This window comes from Ruegeria sp. AD6 (assembly GCF_056542325.1).
The window spans coordinates 1-20,200 of the sequence record NZ_JBQFZQ010000002.1 but is presented as its reverse complement, the minus strand read 5'-3'; the positions used below and the strand labels follow the sequence as shown (position 1 = coordinate 20,200).

The 20,200-nt window shown below is 51.6% G+C and carries 13 protein-coding genes; 7 read left to right on the top strand and 6 right to left on the bottom strand.

Annotated features, from left to right (window positions below):
• Positions 1-2: 2 nt before the first annotated feature.
• The 3 genes from ACR0KJ_RS06990 to ACR0KJ_RS06980 all read right to left on the bottom strand — a co-directional run bounded on the left by ACR0KJ_RS06990 (position 3) and on the right by ACR0KJ_RS06980 (position 3,829).
• Positions 3-821: a hypothetical protein gene (locus ACR0KJ_RS06990; protein ID WP_480626291.1), complete on the bottom strand. Its 819-nt coding sequence runs from the start codon at positions 819-821 to the stop codon at positions 3-5.
• A gap of 69 nt (positions 822-890) precedes the next feature.
• A complete protein-coding gene (locus tag ACR0KJ_RS06985) occupies positions 891-2,555 on the bottom strand; it encodes a sulfatase-like hydrolase/transferase (RefSeq protein WP_480626290.1) in 1,665 nt (554 codons plus the stop codon).
• Positions 2,556-2,566: 11 nt separating this feature from the next.
• Complete coding sequence (locus ACR0KJ_RS06980) at positions 2,567-3,829, bottom strand: DUF3179 domain-containing (seleno)protein (RefSeq protein WP_170452387.1); 1,263 nt, start codon at positions 3,827-3,829, stop codon at positions 2,567-2,569.
• 434 nt (positions 3,830-4,263) lie between these two features.
• On the opposite strand from ACR0KJ_RS06980, the gene ACR0KJ_RS06975 reads away from it, so the two are divergent.
• Positions 4,264-5,613 carry a tetratricopeptide repeat protein gene (locus ACR0KJ_RS06975; protein ID WP_480626289.1) on the top strand — a complete coding sequence of 450 codons (1,350 nt, stop codon included), beginning with the start codon at positions 4,264-4,266 and terminating at the stop codon, positions 5,611-5,613.
• 135 nt (positions 5,614-5,748) lie between these two features.
• On the opposite strand, the gene ACR0KJ_RS06970 is transcribed toward ACR0KJ_RS06975, so the two are convergent.
• The 3 genes from ACR0KJ_RS06970 to ACR0KJ_RS06960 all read right to left on the bottom strand — a co-directional run bounded on the left by ACR0KJ_RS06970 (position 5,749) and on the right by ACR0KJ_RS06960 (position 9,922).
• The gene (locus ACR0KJ_RS06970) at positions 5,749-5,955 is read right to left on the bottom strand and encodes a type 2 periplasmic-binding domain-containing protein (RefSeq protein WP_170452383.1); all 207 of its coding nucleotides are present in this window, start codon (positions 5,953-5,955) and stop codon (positions 5,749-5,751) included.
• 631 nt (positions 5,956-6,586) lie between these two features.
• A complete protein-coding gene (locus ACR0KJ_RS06965) occupies positions 6,587-7,726 on the bottom strand; it encodes a hypothetical protein (RefSeq protein WP_480626288.1) in 1,140 nt (379 codons plus the stop codon).
• Positions 7,727-8,230: 504 nt separating this feature from the next.
• The gene (locus ACR0KJ_RS06960; RefSeq protein WP_480626287.1) at positions 8,231-9,922 is read right to left on the bottom strand and encodes a glycosyl hydrolase 108 family protein; all 1,692 of its coding nucleotides are present in this window, start codon (positions 9,920-9,922) and stop codon (positions 8,231-8,233) included.
• A gap of 265 nt (positions 9,923-10,187) precedes the next feature.
• Here ACR0KJ_RS06960 and ACR0KJ_RS06955 point away from each other — a divergent pair, with 265 nt between their 5' ends.
• The 6 genes from ACR0KJ_RS06955 to ACR0KJ_RS06930 all read left to right on the top strand — a co-directional run bounded on the left by ACR0KJ_RS06955 (position 10,188) and on the right by ACR0KJ_RS06930 (position 19,935).
• Positions 10,188-11,378, top strand: coding sequence for a helix-turn-helix domain-containing protein (locus tag ACR0KJ_RS06955; protein ID WP_170452376.1), 1,191 nt, complete (start codon positions 10,188-10,190; stop codon positions 11,376-11,378).
• The gene (locus tag ACR0KJ_RS06950; protein WP_170452374.1) at positions 11,375-11,734 is read left to right on the top strand and encodes a DUF1304 family protein; all 360 of its coding nucleotides are present in this window, start codon (positions 11,375-11,377) and stop codon (positions 11,732-11,734) included. Before ACR0KJ_RS06955 ends, ACR0KJ_RS06950 begins: the two co-directional genes overlap by 4 nt.
• A gap of 271 nt (positions 11,735-12,005) precedes the next feature.
• Positions 12,006-13,493 (top strand): patatin-like phospholipase family protein, encoded by a 1,488-nt coding sequence (locus ACR0KJ_RS06945; protein ID WP_170452371.1) that lies wholly within the window; start codon positions 12,006-12,008, stop codon positions 13,491-13,493.
• Between the two features lie 24 nt (positions 13,494-13,517).
• Entirely contained in the window at positions 13,518-16,904 is a 3,387-nt protein-coding gene (locus ACR0KJ_RS06940; RefSeq protein ID WP_170525089.1) for a hypothetical protein, read from the top strand.
• Positions 16,905-17,343: 439 nt separating this feature from the next.
• Entirely contained in the window at positions 17,344-19,701 is a 2,358-nt protein-coding gene (locus ACR0KJ_RS06935) for a hypothetical protein (RefSeq protein ID WP_480626286.1), read from the top strand.
• A 78-nt stretch (positions 19,702-19,779) separates the two neighbouring features.
• Entirely contained in the window at positions 19,780-19,935 is a 156-nt protein-coding gene (locus ACR0KJ_RS06930; RefSeq protein WP_170452363.1) for a hypothetical protein, read from the top strand.
• The last annotated feature ends 265 nt before the right edge of the window (positions 19,936-20,200 follow it).

Here is a 20,200-nt window from a genome sequence, read left to right as displayed (position 1 = left end):
GCCTAGTTCAGAAAAATCTTAACCCCGAAATAGGGCCCGTGCTGTGTGACGTCATAGGCAAAGTCGCCAGTGTCGAGTGTATCGCTGTAATCGACACTGAAAAAACGATAGCCAAACGTAATCGCCGTATTCTCCCAAGGCTGATAGTCAAATCCGATATTGGCCCCGACCTGAAGGTCGTTGCCTCCGGCCCCGAAGCCGCCAAGATCTAGTGAGGCGATGGTCGTCCAGCGCTCGTTGAGGCGCCACATGCCGCGGGCCCCTATGACTGGTTCGATCCAGTCCTGGTCTCCGCCAAGGGTGGGTGGGTTTGCTGGCCCGGTTGTGGTGAAATCGATCTCTTGCCGGATCGAGTTATAGCGGAGGCCGCCTTGCAGATCGACGGTGTAGCGTTGGTTGTTCGCTCCATAGGTTCCGTCCGCTATGCGATATGCGCCGAGGATCGCGAACCACTTCTGCCTGACATCCACGTTCACGGCTGTCGCGCGTGGGCCGGGAAGTGTTGCATCCTCTTCGATGCCCACATAATTGGCGTCGACTACAATCCCCAGATCGCCGTTCCACGCCTCGTACCGCCCGGCGGCCGCGAAATCCAGAACGCTCAGCACATCGCCGAGATCAAGGTCAATATCGGCGGAAACACCAGCAACCGTTGACGTTCCAGAGGTCCTGAGTGGCGTAAACAGATAGAAGCCCAGGGTATGTCGCCACCCTTTGTCATTCTGGCCGGGCGCGGGCAGAGATTGTGCAGATGCGCCAAAAGCAAGCAGACAGGGCAGAGCAATTGTGCTTGCGGTGCAGGCGGCTGATCTGATGGTCATGTCTCAATCTCCTTAGTCTACTCCGCGGCCAGGCGGACAGTCCGTTCGTCACGAATGCAGCGCCTCTGGTCATTTGCTGACCGAGGATTGTTTGAGCAGAAAGGCCTCAACAGCGGCCTGGGTTTCGGGACGCAGGTTGTCGATGCCTTCATATGGAACGCCGCGTGCGGGTTCGGTGTCCGGGTACATTTCCTTGCGCTTCAGATGCCGTCCGAGAATGCGTACAAACTCCTGCCCGCCCCAGGCGCCAACCTCGGTAGAGACCGGGTATTTTTCATGCGTGTCCCGGTAAACATCGAAGAAGTCAGCAAGGATTGCGCTTTCACCGGATCCTGGAATACGCAGCTTTAACTGATCCTTGATGATCGCCTTGGGCGTTTTGACCGAATAGACGATCAGGTGATCCCGCCGGCCCTTTGTTTCCCCCAAAAGCAACAGCGCAGATTGATCGACGCCATCTACCAACCGGTCCCTGGGGATACCTGCATCCGCCCCCGCAAACCGAGCCAGTGTTGTGTACAGATCAGAGACATGGACGATATCCCCGACAATCCCGTCTGCCTCGATCATGCCGGGCCAGCGGATGAAGCTGTCGACCCGGATACCGCCTTCGGACACATCGCCTTTGCCGCCCGAGAAAACCATCGGCGTGAACCCGGACTGAGGGGCGTATTTGGTGAAGTGACCGTTGTCGCCCATGACGAGGACGATGGTGTTTTGGGCGATGCCAAGTGCCTCTAATTCGGCAAAGATGTCGCCCAGCCACTCATCAAGCAGTTGCATCTTGTCGACATAAAGCCCGCCATTTGGCGATTGCGGCCCGCTGCGGCCTGCGCGTGTATTATCGAGCGGGATCAGAGGCCAGTATTGCAGGAAAAAGGGCTGATCACCGCCCGCAAGCTTGCGCAGTTGTTCCAGGGTCTGATCCTGATAGCGCTGGTTCATGTCGTCGTATTTTTCTGCTGTCCAGCGTTCACCCGCGGTCATATGAACTTCGCGCGCGGTTCCTCCTTTTTCGGCCTCTAGCCCGGTCACCATGGCCGCCGGGTCGGGGCGAAAGAAGTTGTCCAGAACAAAGCGATCATCGAAATCCGATATCCCGACAGAGACCTGTTCCCGGATTGCGTCATCATTGAAGATCGTAAGCTGCCCCTGCTGGTGCACCGGGAAACCGGCCCAGTCGAACCCCTGATTATGCGGCCAGGCTTCGGGGATATCGCCCATATGCCATTTGCCGACATGCGCTGTCGCATACCCCGCACCTGACAGGACCTCGGCCAGTGTCACCTCTTCAGCGGGCAGGCCGAACCCTGCGATGTCGACGGTGGTGTCGCCCATTCCCATCCGCACCGGCAGCCGTCCGGTCATCATCGCAACCCGGGTGGGTGTGCACGAAGGCTCGGTATACATGCGCACCATACGCATCGCCTGATCCGAAAAATCGTTGATGTTCGGGGTGGAATACCCGCGCACAGCGTTGAGTTCGGGAATGCCCAGATCGCCGAAACCAATATCGTCAATCAATATGTTTAGGATGTTCGGCGGCTTACCTTCGTTTGTGGCCCGGAAGTCCTCCAGCAGCTGATCGACCTCGGCATTATCCGCCGCCCATTGTTCCGCGTTTTGCGCTTCGAGGATGTAGTACTCGGCGTCGTGGACAATGGGTGCGTTCTGCGCTGTTGCGACGTTTGCAGCGAGACAGATGAGTGCCGAAAGGCCAATCCGTTTTTTCATTTCGGTGCTCCTCATTGGTTCTGCTCCGGTGTTTGTTCGGTTGCGGAGTCGACAGCGGACTGCGGGCGAGTGGGCTCGGTGTGCCCTGCGGTTGTGCGGTTGATGTCGGTGCCGGGGAAAAACTCGACCCAGACGTGCCAGAACATCCCGGATCGCAGGGTTTCGACCCGGTTCAGCCTGCCGCAATTTGCATTTCCGAAGAAATCGATCTCTGTCACTGGCGTGCCGCTGTCATTGTACCAGACGCCAACGCTTTCATAGGTCGGGTCATAGGACACGACGACCTCGCGACCGCCCACCGTGGCGTTGATCAGCCCGTGATGTTCGGCAATGAAATCATCGGTCCAGCACACGGCATCGTCACCAACCGTCACGCCCCAAACGTATGTCTTGTTTGGAAGGCGGTCGTCGCTGTGGCTCATGTTGTCCATGACCGGCGCGGATTCCTGATGCTGCTTTGCGATGCCCGACGAGAACACGGTTTCTGTGAACATATCGAACAGCCTTAGAAATGGGTTCGATGACGGTTTGTTCAGAAAAACCTCTCCGTCCGGGTAGGCTTTCTGAAATCCACGAAAGCTCATCCGGAAGGTTGGCCAGGGCTGCATCGCGGACTGCCCTGAGGCATCGCTGTCGAAATGGCCGTAGATCTGTTGGATCGGTTCGCCACTGGTGTTGTCGCGCAGGATCAGGTTGTTGCCGTGCTGGGCCAGCACTTCCAGGTCCAGTCTTTTGCCATCGACTAAGGGCTTGTAGGCCAGACCCAGATTGGCCATCGCGCAATAGGTCATCACGATGTCGTCTCCACCCAGCCCTTTCGCATTCCCGGCCAGATGCGGGCGCATCAACTGCGCGTCGGAATGCGCGCGTGCGTGGCCATTGTTCTCGATCACCAGAACGCTTGCCGATGGATTGATGTAATCGCGCGCTTCTGAGATCGGGAAATACTGCGCGCTGTTTTGCTGATTGCGCAGGCCGATGTGGACCCAAACCCAGGGGAAGACGAACAGGAAGATGATCAGCACGGTCACGGCCGGCATGCCCAGGAAAAACAACCATCCGGGGCCACCGCCCATTAAATGGCCAATAAGCATAAGGATCAATGCTCCGATACCGGCGGCCAGATAGGCGTTTTCGTTGCGGATAAATCGGATCATGTTGTTCCGCTTCACCTTCAACACCATCTGGCTGATGTCGCCGAGGTCGCGGAAATACATGAACCCTATCGTCAACGATACGATGAGACCCGCGTAGAATAAGAGATTTGCCAGCATTTGGATCGCCTTTGCCGTGTTCTGGTTAGCCTTCGGGAGGTTTTGATCTGGACGCGAGGTAAAGGTGAATTTCGTCCTCAAGCCCCCGAAGGCTATCGATTAAATCAGAGTAGGTCGGATCACTGGCATCGCAGGGTAACAGGGCAGCCAGGCTTTCATAATCAACGCAGATTTGGGCGAACACAGTGTCCGCGCTTCGAAGGCGTCCGATTTCATTCGCCCGGTCCGGAAACAACATCGACAGTGTGTCCATAGTGATCCTCAAATCGCATGTTCCCAAGTTCTGCCCCAGCGACGAGGCGCGCTCCCCCTCCTTTCCCATCCAATATCGCTGAAATTCATTTACATATTCAGGTATCTTAACGTATGTTACGACGTAACATGTTATTTTTCAGGGGCTTATAGGTTACCTGAAGGCTTCCAAGGCGATGTCGTTGACGAAATTGCAGACAGATCCGGGTCCTGATCCGGTTGGGTCGACTCTTTCGGATGTAGAAATCCGGCAGGCTTTGGCATCGATTCTGGAAAGCCCCGAATTTGACGGGGCAGAGCGTTTGCAGTCTTTTCTAAGCTACGTCGTCGAAAAGCTATTGACGGGGCAAGCCGAGGACATTCGCGCCAAATCAATTGCCGAGGACGTCTATGGCAGATCGCTGGACGCAGGTGGCGACCCGATGGCGGTCGTACGTGTCGACGCGGGCCGAATGCGCCGACGGCTGGCCAGTTACTACTCGAACTCCGGGAAAGAACAGCGCCTACGTATTCATGTCGATCCCGGTGGGTATGTGCCCCGGTTCGAGTTGCTGGAGCCTGGGCGAGGAAAGAAACGGAAGCGGCCGTTGCCGAGATACCTGCTGCCCGGAATGGTCGTTCTGGCGGCGCTGGGGGTTGGGGCAGTCGTCTTTTTCTCCAAGGCTGCAGACATGCCGCAATTCACCTCTGTTCAGTCCGATGACACCTTGAAACAGCAAGCGGTCAGAGAAGCGTTGTTTTCCACCAACCCCACAAAGTTGCAGGCGGTTAACCTGGCCGCCGAGGCGCGCCCGTTGATGTTTCCGGTTCTTGATCGTGAACGGCTGCACGCAGTACGTGGTATGTTTGACCGGGCTATCGCTTTGGATGAGACATATTTCGGCGGTTTCGCAGGCTCGGCCCAAGCCATGGGAATTCTGGCAATCACCGCTCCGCCCGGTGAGGAAAAACGCGACCTGCTGAACCTCGCAAGGGTGCGCGCGATCAAGGCTGTGGAACTGGCCCCTGATGAGGGGTGGAGCCACTCTGCGCTTGCTTTGGTCTCATTCGCCAATCGCGATTTTGATGCGGCACTCAACCAATCCGCGCGGGCGATCAGCCTCGCGCCGGACGACATCCATGTCACAAATTTTGACGCTTTGTTTGCGTTGTTTGGCGGCGCGTTCGAACGCGCAATTGCCTCTGCCAAGCGCGCGCAAGAAAGCGACCCGAACAATCGAAGGTTCCCATATCGAAGCGTCCTGGCCTCTGCGAGTTTCCATTTGGGGGATTTTCAGTATTCAGTGAACCAGTTCAACGAAGCGATAAGACTGGGCGACCCGGTAAGCGCAATTTCGATTGGGTATCTGGCCGCCGGATATCAAAGGTTGGGAGAACACGAACAAGCCGGTGCAACAATCCTGCTTTTGCAGGAAGCCTGGCCTGACTACCCCCTTGCGGCTTTGTTTCGGACTTTGTTTGCTGATCCGGCCCATGCCGAGGATATTCTGTCCGCATTGGACGAAATCGCGCCGTCACCTGTTGATCAATGATCCGGTAAACATGCGAGTCTGGAATTCAAACTCCGGAAGCAAGGCGCTCGTATTTTGCCAAAATCTGCTTTGCCAGAATGGAATAAGCAAAAAATCCAATCGGAAGCGGCTCGCTCGGCCGTCACATGGTTCAGGTTATGTTGTGCCTATCCAATCCAGGAACCGCGCGGTGCCGGGCTTTCTTGAACCTTCCGGCGTGATCGAGCAAAAATAACCACGCGATGTTGGGTGTTCGTAGCTGCAGGCAAGAGCCAGTGTTTCATTCGCAAGAAACTCATTGAGTATCGGACGCCAGCCGATCCCGATGCCCAAGCCTTTTTGGATCGCGCGAAGATACACCATACCGTCCGCCCGAAAAATGCGCACCTCCTCGAATACAGATCGTTGTTCCGCAAGCCAGTTCGCCTAAGCGTTCCGATGATCTCAGTTCCAGTTTCCTGCCGTAGGCGTTCAACAGATCAACGCAAATAGACAAGGCGCTTCATGAACTAGAAGGAGCGACCGCGAGGCTAGAGAAAAGACCCGACGCGCCTGCACCGTGGGCTACGATATTCGATTTTGGGACAGGAAGTGTGCAACCGATCTTTCGTCCCATTGTCGGGAGACTTGGATACACATCAGGTGGAACGGGAGGATTTCCCGTTTTTTTGCTGTACTTTCGGAAAATCATGGCTGTGCGGACAGTTTCCAGCTAGCCAGTCTCACTCCGATTTCCCTGAAAACAGGGAAATTTACAGGGAATACGCACCGTTTTGGCGCTATTTTATGTCTGAGGATTCAAAATATATAAGCAGGTCAGTGCCTTGTGGGTGAATTCCCTAGATGGGACAACAGGGAAAACAGACGAAGCATCAGTGAACCCCAGAGATACATCAGGGAACACAGATCAGATTTCACCTCAATTTCAACTGGTGGAGGACGGGAGTAGGAAGAAGAATGATCCGGGGATCGTCCCGATTCCCAGAGGGCATATTCAGCCGCTGTCTTCAGTGAAATCCTCAGGCTTTAGCTCCATGATTTCAAGGTACCTAGCGTTCGAAATTGGATCAATCCGATCGGCCTCTTCGCTTACGAATTCTGCCCAAGCAGTTGTGTGATCATTAGTTTCGTGGCCCCTTAACTTCAGTACGTCCTGGACCAACTGGCGCAATATCCTCGCATCTTCGAGGTCGCGGGCATGGCCAAGTAGCATGCTGCGTTTCGCTTTCTCGAATTTTTCGTCCCTGACACGGAGCGCTTCAAGCCTTGCCGCTTCGGCTTCTTTCTTTCTTCGCTCATGGTCTTGTTTACGTTCAATCAACCACTCATGCTGGCGCTCGGCATGCTCCCGGTGAAAGGTCTCGGCCAATACTACCAGCTCGATTGCAATCTCGGTAAGACGCGTTTCAAGTTTGGCGTCCGGCTTATCCGCCCAAGATAACCGGACATCTTGCCCACGAAAGTGGTTTGGAACGATCAGAGTTAGTGGTTCTTTACCTGGCCTGTGGTCGTCGGGGTTCCGATGGTAGTTGCTCCGCCTCAAATCCGCCGTCGCGAGAAGCTTAAACGGTACATGCTGTTGATGAATGGAAATCGAGATTTCGATGGCCTCTTTTCCCTGAATGCTCGGTTTGCCGCCGCATTTTGCGACGCCCAGGAAAAGTGCATTCAAGATCCTTAGCCTGCGTTGCTCGAAGGGGTTGTCGAAAAGCGGTTTGTCCCAGGAGTAAGCCCACTTGCTTTCGGCAATTTTTGCCCGTCTTTTATCGTCTGCGGAAAACAGACGTTGCAAAACATGGTGCCATGCGTGTTTGCCGTGCGGTACTGCGACTCGCCCAATTTTCTTAGCTATCCTAGCCCGGACGTCTTCAATTGGGGTGTTGAAGGACGGTGGTATAGGAAGCGGAGCCTCCAGGTCGACTTTAGAACCGTAGTACCGATCATAGCCTGATCCGCCAATTATCACTTCGTCAGACATTCCTGGGGCGCGTTCGGGCAGTGAAACACGTTTGACGGATTTTCCGGCTTTGACTTTGTTCCAGTGCCCTCTGTCGGGAATGGGGATATCGAACTTCCTGCAAGCATTCCTGACTGAAGTTGAAGACACTCCAACGACTTCGGGCATATCTTTCAAAGGTCGACTCCACACAATTTCTAGGAGTTCTGCCCTTGTCAGCCTTCTCGCTCCCGCCATTTTCGCCCCCTGATTTGTCGAAGTACTTGCCGATATCCTCAGCTTGCGGTGAAAAAATTGATACTCAGCTCAAACCAAGATTATTAGTGAAACTACAACTACCTGTCGCAGGTTTCGAGCCTCGTTCGAGCAGATAGAGAGTGGAATTTGAAACCAGTTAAGCAAAGCTGATCTACGCGTAAGCGCCATTATGTTAAATCGGTGAACCTTAGAGTTATTTGGGGCTTGAACCAATTTTGGGGAGAAGGCTAATTTGGTGCAGTTTCAAGCAATCCAAATGCACTACAGAATAAAATGTTTCAACAAAACGAAGTGTTGAAATGGTTTCGTCAAATGTTGACCGGAAAGCCATCAGAAGCCCAGGATCGATACTTCAGGCCCAGATCATGTTGAATTGTTTCCGGCGAGCTTGTGGCCAACACAAGATCAAACCGGTACTATCGGTCACATGCTCTGCTTTAAATCTCTAAATTTTTTGTCAATTTTACCGAGAAAGCCCCAACTTGTTAACAGCGAAAACAGAGTAAACATGGTGGACTTGTCGCCATCGGCAAGCAGTTGTTGCAGTTGCGGTTGAGAGGAACTTAAGCCGAGTTGCGGAAGCACGGCAGTGGCGACCAGGCCGACGATGCCGATAATAGACTTTTTACCGTCCAGCAACTTGCCAATCATCGGTCCAAGAGCATTGTTGACGGGGGTCAGTTCTTCGAGAGCTGCAATAGGCTGAGCAGTTGCTTTTTCATCCGACGAGGCGTTGATTTTTTCGTCTAAAATCGCATTAAGTAAATTGAATTTGTCATCACCATCGTCGACTTTTTTCTCGAGTCTCTTTTTCAGAATGCCTATGGCCAATGCCTTAACGGCCACGGATTTCCCACCTGTCAAAGCCATCAGTGCAATTCTCAGGATGTCGTCAGCGTCAATGTCCAAGTCTCTTTCTTTAACTTTCATAATTTTGATAGGACGTTTGCCCTCTCCCTCCGGCAAAGTATTCAAAAAGACACGCAGCTTGTTGACACGATTTATCCAACCGGCCCCAAAGATGACAAAATCCTCGAGACCGCGCAGGCGTTGTTCGTATAGCTCAAGGTATTTCTCGGAAAGCACGGACGGATCGGTCTGATTGATCGCGCTCAACGTGATCCGACCGATTATACCGTCTTCTTCCAGCGTAGTGCCGTCGACCTTCATGCCAAGCTCATTGAAGGCCCGTTGCACAGTTCTTTGAGCCACCTTTGACCCTGAGTGAACCGCCATGTTGTAGACGACCATTGCAACGCGATCGTGCAATTTATCGCACTTACATTTGATGTAGTAATTTGTATAGAGGATATCCTCGGCCTCTTTCTGACCCATAGCGGCAACGTCTTCTTCCGTTACGTTTGTTTCGCGCCACTCCGCCAGAGTGCTCTTAGTAATGCCAAAGTTTGTGGCACCACCTTTGTCGTGCTGATTATTTACGAATCCGCCTTCTGCGTCTTTGATGAATTCGTGGAGCTTTTGGAAACGGAGATCTCTTTCGGCCAAATTTGTCGAAAAATGAATCGGTGCCGGTGACTCAGCCTCCATGGATGCCATCAAATCCGTGTCGATTGCGGGTGCGCCCAGAATGATCGAAGGCCGGGGCGGGGAGGGCAGGTGTCCACGCCAATTGTCGATCAGTTCGTTGAGGCGATCCGCCCAGGCTTCGTCTCCGCTAACCGGGTAAACACCTTTGTACAGATCGCGAGATCTTACTCCTTGAATCTGAATGTGTGGTTTCTCGATGAGCTTGCCTTTTGAGTTGTAGATCGGCGTCATTCCATTTTCTTTTGCGAGCACATGCATCCGGTCCCACCAAGCCTCCTTGTGACCAGTGGTATCCCAACTCCATTTACCGTTCTCTTTTAGGACGAAATCGACGGCGAGCCCGTATTGATGTATCGAATGCCACGGTCCAACCCAGGTCACCTTGGTGCCTGGCTTCGTTCTGCCTTGCGCATAAAGGTCTGCTTGGCGCTCTGGGGTGCGAAATGCTTCGAAAACCTCGAATGGAATATTCTCTTTCTTTAGTTGAGCCTGTATGGCTAGGACGTTTTCCCTAATTGCAGGATGCAGATTTGAGATGTCGTTTTCTCGCTTTCTTGAATTTCCCATAACTTAATTCCTTCCTCAAAAAATATTGGCGGAAACCATCCGCCACAGACTTCCAGCCCGAAATACTGCTGTATAATCCTTGAAATTTTGCACATCTGTAAGTGTACACTCTAGCATACTTGATGTAATTTTGCAGGGTTAGATGCTTTTTTGTAGAACTGATTCTACGCCCGATCAAACAAAGGGCATCACCCAAATGGGCTATGCTGAAATTCGTTTTTGAGGTTAAGATGGTCTGTGATATTTGAAAAAATGGAAACTTATTGTGACCCAAGAAATTCGAAATCTTACGCTTGAAATTTATGATACAATTGCTGACCCATTGACTTGGACGAGCGTCCTTGACCAGCTGGTGGATCGCGTAGGAGCGCAGGGAAGCATAATATTTGAATGGTCTCAAGACGATGGAGATTTGTCTCTGACCGCACCGTTTCACTCTGGCTTTTATACAGGTGCTGCACTGAACACCTATCTTGTAAAGTGCCAACATCTTGAAGCCAAAGATCAGGAAATTTTACGGGAACAAACCCGAAATCACGACGAGATTGAACTTCTTGACGACACTCTTCTTGCGCCGTCGGTTAAGGAACTAAAAAGCCAAGAACACGTTCAAAAACTAATGCGTCTTGGAATATTCCATCGCGCGGCTGGAATATTGAATAAAGACAATCCATGGATATCCCTGTTTTCGGTTCAATTAAACGCCAACAGGGAGCCTCTAGACGAAGTAGAGAGGAGATACTTGGCCCAACTCCTGCCCCACATCGCAAAAGCTCTCGACCTCAGTTTTCCTATGCGGCAACTGCAGGCACGTTACCAAGGTGTACTTTCAGCCATCGACTGCTTGAACATAGGCATTTGTGTTCTTGATGGTAGAGGTATGATTGTGGCGCGAAATCAGGAGTTTCAGCGACAACAGGAAACTTATCGCACATTCCGAATTAGCCCGGACGGAAAGTTGAACATCACGGATCGTCTTGGGCAAAAGTTTTTGGAAAGCCTGATGTCCGATCTAGATCAGCACGGCAAGTTCGGCGCTCGACCACGTAAGGAGAGTATCGTTAGCCACTTGTTGGAACCCCTTTGCATCGAGCTTTCACCACTCCACAAATCTGGCGAAATCGGAACCAAGGTATTTGACGGTTTTATACTCTGTAGTACCGATACGGGGCTCCCTGTTTCGTGCAATACACGCCTGGTGCAGCAGGCATTTGGTTTGACATCAGCGGAAACATCACTGGTCGACGCAATAGGGCAAGGTTTGACCAATCCCGAAATAGCGGACCGCCGTGGTCGTTCTGTAGCGACAGTAAACGCACAAACCAAATCCATTCTTCTTAAGTCAAATTGCTCAAATAGAACTCAGTTCGTTCGTGCGATGATGCGATTTGGGGCAAGTTTTCTTTCGACAGATGATGCCTCGAAGAAGCTTAATAAACCTAAGAGGATGATATGATTTACGTTTATTGGATCGCAATAGCAATTGTCATTGGAGGGCATTTTTTCTTTGCGTATGTACAATGGTTCCGTTGGCCAGATATTTGCAAGAAGCTCACAAATTTTTCTGAAGAGGAGATTAAGGCTACGGCATTTTTGGGACGTAGTATTTCGTCTTATAATGCATCGATAGCTGTGGGGCTTTGTTTGAGTTTCTGGCTACCGGCTCCGTATCAAACTTATACTCAAAGTATAATCCTGTTTCTAATTTCGATTACAGCTGCTGTTGGTGTTTCGGGAGCTCGTGGGAATACTATCCTGATAATGCGACTGCTGCCAGCGTTGGTCGCATTTGTGGCCTCGCTTTTGGTTTGAGTAATGGCGGCTAACTGCGGTCACACCAATCACTTGCAATGGGAGGGGCATCAGTTTCGATCGTAAATAGATGTTTCTGTGAGGCAAGGAATACCTTGAAAATCCACGGCAGCTATATTTTAACATCTTCGGTTTTGAATGTCGTTTGAAAGAGAAAGTTATACAGATTCACCGGGTGACTTATTTTCGCCAAGACTTTGATGAAAAAAAGGAAAAATGTGATCGTACTAATTGAAGGCCAACAATGAAGATCTATTTTATATGAGTTAATATGCAACTTCTTATGGAACCTGAAGTCCGTAGACTTCTAATCGAAATCAAGTCAGAATTTGAATTGCAAGCTCTGGCCGGAGCAGGGGCGAACGGCCACAGTAAATTGCTTGGTATCGATCGCTTCTTTTGGCTTCGAGCAACTAAGAACGAGACCGAAATTGGTGGCCACAATATTCGTTCAATCTTTTCTGAGCCCTCACCGGACGTCCAAGAATCTTATCGACTTTGCAATCTGATCTTACAGGGCGGAGGAACACTTGGTCTGGCACATGCCGGGTTTGTCGCCGGGTTAGAGGCTGCGGGGGTGCGCTTTGCCGGATTGGCCGGGACCTCGGCAGGATCGATCATCGCCATGGGTATTGCTGCGATACGCGGCGACGATCTGACCCGCCCAACGGCCGAAAGGCTTGCAAATCTTACCGAAACAGTCCCATTGGATCAATTCATCGACGGCCCGCTACCGATCCGCAAGCTTATCAAGCAAGCGCTCAATCAACCTAAGATTTACCAATTCCGCAGTTGGTACGGTTTGCTCGCCGCCATACGCAGGCTTCGCGACCGTCGAGGTCTGAACCCAGGGCAAGCGTTTGAGAATTGGATGGAGTCCGTTTTGGACGATCTCGGCTTCAAATCTATCGAGGATTTGTACCAATCCCTCGACGAGATTTGGAACGACCTTGAGGAACTACGCACTGGAAAGGACCCTGAGGGTCAGCGCGAGGCAGAAGCCAGATTTCCTGGTCGGTTCGATGACGGTCCAATTCTCAACGCCGTGGGTTCCGAAATAGAACACCCCGGGATTGAATTGCTTCAATTGGTTGCGACGGCGATGCCAGTCGGTCTGAAGATGCAATTTCCACAAGACCTAAACTTGCTAAGCGACGAGTACAGCAAAACTTCGCCCGCGCGGTTGGTGCGAACGTCAATGTCAATTCCAGCGTTTTTCGAACCGGTGGTTATGCGTCCCGATAGAAAGACCTGGCCTGCATTCGCAAAAGCTAAACTTCATGGTTTGTTTTCGGAAGCTCAGATTCGCAGGTTCGCAGAACTGGAGAAGTTCGTTTTTCTGGATGGTGGATTGACCTCTAATCTTCCGAGCGACTCGTTTCGCAAACTGATGCCGGACGTTCCGACCGTCGTAGTGCCATTGATCAGCAGCGGCGAGAAACAAACGGTTTCGCAGCGCAGAAAGCTATCTGATCTGGCCGGTGATGTTATCGCTTGCGCAACGGCTGTCCGACTACAGCGGGACCGTGAAATCTGGCTTCAAAACACGGCTCTGCAGGATCAGTTTGATGAGCGAAAAGAGAACAAAGGCGACCTTAACCTGAAGCAACGTAAATACCCGGTGGAAATCGCGCCCATTGATCCGGGCGAGGCCAATTGGTTGAACTTTGTTATGTCGGGCCCAGAGAAGACATATCTTTATTTGGCCGGTCTTAAGCGCGCCCGACAGTTTCTGAAAGACCTGAACAAGACGGAGTAAAAGAACGGAAGAGGGGAGTTCGATATGTTACGTGAAGCATTTGATAGAATTATTAAAACTCTGGAAAAGATTATCAATTTGCAGGTTGCTAATTCCGATGCAGGCAGCCCTGAGCAACAGACAAAACACCAAGCAAAGGCTGTTCAGAAAATTCTCGAAGATCTGCTGCCGGAGGTCGACGATTTTGATCATGACTATGAAACATACAAGAACACCAACGATGAGGTTAATGAGCATCGCACGAAGATCGAAGGCTTGCGACAGAACATCCAGGCCAGTTCTGACGAACGCGCACGGATACAACGTGACGCACAACAGTTCGAAGAAATCGTCAATGAACAAAGGGAGAAGTTGGAATCCGCGGCTGAAACCGAACGCGATGCGCTTGCCGAACGACTGGATAAGGCTCAGGCCGAATTAAAAGATTGCCGACGGATCATCACCGACCTTAGCGCAACGATCAGCGAGGCAGAGCTCGAAAGAGCGACAGCGCAAAAAAAACTGGACGAAGCCGAGGCGCGCCTGAATGCGCAGGAACAACGCCGCGAGGCTGCCTATCAGAAAGCCACAGGTAAAATCCAGAACCTGCTAAACGCGCTGAACGACCTGTCCGAAAAAATCATCCTCGGCATCTTTCCGGGCGATGGCGCGCCGTTTCTCGTTGAAAACAAATCCAAACTCCCACTGCAAGAGGCGGATGATTTGCTCGACCAGGTTCGAAGTCTGGCAAGAGCGCCTCAAGAGGCAGAGAGCAAAGATGCCGATCTGTTCTTTCGTCTGAATTGCAAATCATTAGAAGAAGAAATGCAATCGCTGCTTGACCATCTGACGGCAAAGCGGGTTGCCGAAGAAATGGACGGTCAAACCTACGTGAATCGTCTGCGTGGAAACTATGACAGGATCAGTCGGAAAGCCGAAACGGACATAAAGACACTTTCGGAAGAGCAAAAAAAGGTACAATGCGCTAAGAAACAATTGCAGGACTGTCAGAGCCTCGTCGTTGCGGTGAGACAAGAATTTTCTTGGTATGCTGAGCAGATACAGACCGAAGCGGACATTGGTGAGGGCGACGACAATAACGAGAGCGACAACGTCGACCTACAAGAGATCGAAGATCTGTGCAAAAACGGTGCATCCTTTTGCGAGCGGCTTGGTGATTTTCTCAAGCAAAGCAAGGGCAATCTCAAAAACCTGCAAAGCGACTTTTGCAGCGCTCGAAACAGAGATGCGGCTGAACAGCAATCGCGATTTGTTTCGCGGGATATCGAGCGGAATCCGCTTATCAGACCGTACCCCCTCATCTGGGCAGTGTGCGTTACGCTTCTGGTCAAGATCATTCTGGGCCACAATACAACCGAACTGTTGCACGACCAATCGGTCGGAATCCTAGTCATCAGTTTTGTGGTGACCTGGGTCGCCTCGATTTGGATAGGATTTACAGCGCGCAGAAACAAGATGGAAGCACTGCGCGACCATACCTGGCATCAGATCCAACGCCTGATCAACCCAACCACCTCAAGCGACCCGAACAACCCGAAGGACGCCAGCGCCGGGTCGAAGACTGTAGTGAGTTCACAAACACAGCCCACGGAGACTATAGCCGAATTGGGACCTATTCAGCAGCGGATACAGGATTTGCGCTTAGCTGACGAAGCTACAAAATTCCTTTCCGTCCCGTATGGCGCGGCGGCAACCGGACACTCAAACTCCACTGATTTTAACTTTAAAATCAACGAACTGAGAAACAACGAGAGAGTCGTCAGGCACAATGCTTGGGCGCTGGTTATTCCCATTGCTCTGCTAGTCTTGGTGATCGCGGACAATTTGGGAGGTTCATCGCAACGGGTTTTTGTGGCTCGCTTCCCTGAGTCCCCGCCGTGCGTGCTGGCGACCGGTAGGTTGGTTTTCACCACGACAGACGACTTCTTCATCCGTGAAAAAAATATAGAAACTGACAAAACTGTAGCTCAGGGAATACAAAACTTCGTCCAAGTGGTGGCACAGCAGATATTCCCTGAAATAGGTGCTCAAGTTGTGCCTCGGGATCTGGTGATCCGTGTTATCCCCACTAACCACGCGGATGACGATCATGGCTTGCTGAATTGCACGGCAACAGATCCCAATCACAATACCTTGCGTATCCATCACGCGGGCAAGGTTCTTGATGCGCTGGGTGAAGAGGAAGTGCGCCAAGAGATTTTCTCGGGCCTTCAGAAAATTGCTGAAAATCTGAGCGGAGCACCAACTGCCGTATGGTCCCCCGATACGGATCCTGAGATTGCAGAAGCGCGCGACGAGATGGAAGAGTTGTTGGCCGTGACCGACCCAATCGAGTTCGATGGCCCTCGTTTCATTGCTGCCTTTGGCCGCATTCAACAGTCCCTGGCGGAAAAGCTTGTGATTGCCGAAAAACTGTCGATAGCGGATACCATGCGCCTGACATGGCCAAGGACAGGCTCGCTCACTCCGTCGACTAAATTCCCGAACCCGTTACAGGTGGACTTGCTCGATCAGGACGAGCTCGAGGCGCTAACTGACCTGGTGGCCAGGATTGCAGCGTCAAACGAGAAACTGGCGCAGCTTATCGAACAAGAAATACCGCTGGGAAACAGCCCGGCAGCGGTTGTCCTGCCCATCCTGCATGAGCTGCAAAAAAATACACCATCCTCAGAGGTTCAATCCAGCACTTGGATAACCAACCTTCTCCTGCCCAATGGCGCACCCGCCGGGAAGGGCTGGCCGGACACACTGATTTTGCCCTTCTTCACCGATGAAGTGAAATTCACGGAACCGAAAGACATCACAGCTTATGATGATAATCCCCTGAAAATGGCCTTTGTCTTTGGTGCGCGAAAATCGAATTTCAAAGATCCGGCGCTGGGGTCAGAAAAGGAAGACACCTATTTCAGCCGCATCGCCAAGCATCTGGGCCAATGCCTGAAAAACAATGGCGATCATAACTTGGGCGGTGACGATGCCGAACTGACTTTGGACATCATTGGGCTGGCCAGCCGCACCTGGAAAGACAAGAACCCGACGCATTCCAAAGAACAGTTGAACCTGGCTTTGGCCGAAGGCCGCCGGGCAGTCACCCTGCTCAAGCTGATCGATGCGATTTCCGACAAGGAAGTCCAGAACCGAATTCATATCATGAGCAGCAACAGCCCAACAGACACCCTGAGCCTTGCCCAAATCTCAGACATGTTAGCAGGAGAACCCGAGGACTGGTTTGATCGGCGCTTGGAATTCGATCGTTTCTCGACACATGAAGAACATGCGAAAACCCGGTCCAACTTCATTACGCCATCCGCCTCACAAGGCGACGACCGGCTACCGCTCGAAGAGCTCTTTGCGCGCTCCGTTGTCGTAAAGGTCGAACGTGTGAGAGGCGGACCATGTGCGGATATTTGACAGACTGGCAGACGGTTTTAGAACACGAACTGCAAAATATTCTGTTTGGTTGGAGCAATTCCGCCAGCCCAACGTATTAAGTGGCCAATGCCAAGAGTTGTCGAAACGAAAAGGCTTCGAGAGCTGGTTGCTTTTTTCTAACGTGTTTCTGACTTTGCTACTTGTGAGGGTTACTGCGGCCAAGGTGAAGGATTTAGGTCTCTTGATGTCACGTTTTTCTCCATTGAAAAAACTAACCATGCTTGGAATGTTTGCCTTCATTATGGGTGCAATCGGATAACCGAGGAAGGCTGCAGTCGGCTGGAATGATGATAATTGCTTTGGCGTTGGCGTAATTTTTTTGGAATGAGATAATATTAATTTCACATTTGTGTAGAGTTATTTGCCTGCTTTGTTTAGAATTTGAATAATTATTTAGTTAATTGGCAGTAGGTGAAGCATGTCGACTAAAAAGACCTCACCAGACCATTTGGTTTTTTGCGTGCATGGGATTGGAAACCAACTGCCGGGCGATACAGTCGGCGATGTGCTGAGCGGTGCTCTGGAAGAGCATAATCGGAATGGTAAGCCGCCGGCGATTGCTGACGAAACTATCGTGAACCTGTTTGAAACGCACTTTGCAGAATATGATGGTTTGTCGGTCATGGAAGAACGCACCTATCCGGGCGGCAAAAAGCAAAAGGTGCAAACCCCAATTCATGATCGCCCAAAAGGCAAAGACCCTCGGCGTGAAGGGATGCAAAAGAAATTTCCGATGCACGTCAAACGCATACGCGAGCAGGGCACCCAAACAAGCGAAGTAAAAACGGTCATGGCCGAGGTCTACTGGGCCGATATTTCACCCGAGCCAAAGGGTGCTTTTGCAACAATCTTTGATCTGATCAAGGTCTTGATGTCGATCGGTTACTTAGCGCTCGACAACGCAGCCAATACCGGAGCTCGCGGCGGTTATCGTTTCGTTGCATGGTTTCTGTGGGCGCTGATCGGCGGGGTCGTTGCGCTCAACGCGGCGTTGTTGATGGGCGTTCTGGTGCTTCTGCTTGAAGGCTCGCTGGTCGATTTCAACAAGATCCAGGCAGAAGGCTTCATGGGATCTTGGGTTCAGGTAGGTCTCGCGCTGGCAATTGCCGGGTTTGCGGTCGTGGCCCTGGCGCTCGGATTTATTTGCAATCGGCGAATGGCGGAAGACCCCTTATGGAAATGGTTCGGGCGCTGTACAGTCGTGCTGATGGTGCTTGGGTTGATTGGGTTGTTCATCCTGCCAGCAGCAGAAGCCGTCGTTGCCGCCACAGGCATGCTGACGATACTTTTTGGTCGTGTAATTGGTCATACGCGATGGGAACTAAGCCTATGGCGTCAATTTAGCGTTGGGACGGGCACATGGGGTTTGTTGATCTTGTTCTTCGTTCCATTTCTGCCCGAGGCTACTTTGGCTAGTTCTATTTGCTCGACGGAGAACAGCACATTTTGCAGTCTTATTACTTCTGACAAATTTAGCGGCGAAGCAGACCAGTTGCTTTTTTTCATTGGCTGTCTGATGTTGTTACTTTCAGTCCTTTGGGCTCTATCGGTGTTGCTGTGCCTATTTGTTTACGTAGCTTGGGCGTGTGACTGCGGCGATTTACAGGGCGATTTACAGGACTCTGCGCCCTCTCAGCAACGCAGAATATATGCCCCAATCTGTTCCGCGTTATTGTTGCTTTGGATGATTGCGGCCTCGTCCTTTTGGGTGGCCATTCAGCATGCAACCGACAACCTCCGCGCCAAGACGCTCGACACAGGGCACCTTATAGGCATTGAAGAAGGCCTACCTGAGACAATCACAGTCGCAAGCCACAGTTACGGTCCAGATAGGGTATTACCCGAAGCCTTCGTGGCAATCGTCGATACGATAACTCCTACTATGGCAATTGGGGTGGCTTTCCTATTGATTTTGCTTGTTTTTGGAATTTACGTTGTGGTTAAGCGTGCGCTGAACAGGGATGTTTTGTTCGAGGCCACAACCGCCGAACCGTCGGTCGGACGGGTGCTGTTGAACGGGCTCTTTCAAGGCGTATTTGCGGCTTCAACTCTGGCGTTTGCAACCATGCTGGTGCTTCGGATTTTTGATGGGAATCTCAGTTGGATCAGCGATGGTGTCATCGGCGAAGTTTTATTGCCATTTGTGCCGGTATTTTTGTTGGGTTTGGCGTTGGTGGTTTACCAAATGCGCGATCTGGTCGCGGGCGGATTGGGTGTGTTTCGGGACATTGTAGTTTACGCGAACAACAAGGCATTGGATTCGTCGTTTGATGCCGAGAATGATCTGCTGAATTTTCCTGCCCGCAAGCAGATAGAAGGTCGGTTTGAGCGTGTCTGTGAGTTCATGATGGGTCGAGTCAAGCCCAAACGCGTTACTATAATCTGCCATTCGCAGGGAACAGTGGTGGCAACACGCGCGCTCAAACGGTTACTTGCCAAGAAAGAGAATCCGTTCAAAGACTGCGTGGTTACTTTGGTCACAATGGGTTCACCGGTCACGCATCTTTATCGCAAGTATTTTCCAAGAGGTTTTCATATTGAACCGGGTGACTTCGACAATGCAGCTAAGCCGATAAACTGGTACAATATCGGGCGAACTGATGACTTTGTTGGTACCTATATTGAGAAGCTCGACGAACTTAACGGGCTTGAACCGGCGCCGGTTAGCAAGTCAAAGAGGAACCTCTTGGTCCCGGCAGGCGGACATCCTGGCTATTTCACCGATCCATACGTGTGGCAACATTTTTCTACCAAGATAGGGTTTAACTTGCTGTAACCAAATTGCCCCGACCGAAACACAGATATGTCAGTTTGGGGTTGGCGCGGAGTGAGCCCAGCTTGCGGAGAACGCCGGGTGCAAGATGTCGTCGATCTGGCAATGCTGGCGCCTGATATTCTGGATGCCATCGCTGCGGGCGAACAACCTGATGGCCTGACCACGGATTACCTGATCAAGTCGGGCTTTCCGGCGATCTGGTCGGATCAGCATAAGCAGTTCGCTGTGCTCTGATCTACAGACACTCCCAAAGTCACCAAACTCGTACCGCCGGAATCGCGAACTGAGACTGCGGCCCGAAATCGACCATTGTTGCGCGTAAACTCGGGTCTCAGCTGGAATAGCCGGATGATAACCTGCTGAAAACACGCGGTAATAGGCGACCAAATATTCAGTGCGTGATTTAAGGGAAAATCATGGCTGTGCAGGCAGTTTGTAGCTAGCTAGTCTCGGCCCAAAATTCCCTGTAAACAGGGAATTTACAGGGAAAACTAATAGA

Coding starts and splice junctions, on each gene's coding strand:
- ACR0KJ_RS06940 (WP_170525089.1), top strand. CDS start 13,518: ATGTTACGTGAAGCATTTGATAGAATTATTAAAACTCTGGAAAAGATT.
- ACR0KJ_RS06970 (WP_170452383.1), bottom strand. CDS start 5,955: ATGGTGTATCTTCGCGCGATCCAAAAAGGCTTGGGCATCGGGATCGGC.
- ACR0KJ_RS06985 (WP_480626290.1), bottom strand. CDS start 2,555: ATGAAAAAACGGATTGGCCTTTCGGCACTCATCTGTCTCGCTGCAAAC.
- ACR0KJ_RS06950 (WP_170452374.1), top strand. CDS start 11,375: ATGATTTACGTTTATTGGATCGCAATAGCAATTGTCATTGGAGGGCAT.
- ACR0KJ_RS06935 (WP_480626286.1), top strand. CDS start 17,344: ATGTCGACTAAAAAGACCTCACCAGACCATTTGGTTTTTTGCGTGCAT.
- ACR0KJ_RS06960 (WP_480626287.1), bottom strand. CDS start 9,922: ATGGGAAATTCAAGAAAGCGAGAAAACGACATCTCAAATCTGCATCCT.
- ACR0KJ_RS06980 (WP_170452387.1), bottom strand. CDS start 3,829: ATGCTGGCAAATCTCTTATTCTACGCGGGTCTCATCGTATCGTTGACG.
- ACR0KJ_RS06990 (WP_480626291.1), bottom strand. CDS start 821: ATGACCATCAGATCAGCCGCCTGCACCGCAAGCACAATTGCTCTGCCC.
- ACR0KJ_RS06945 (WP_170452371.1), top strand. CDS start 12,006: ATGCAACTTCTTATGGAACCTGAAGTCCGTAGACTTCTAATCGAAATC.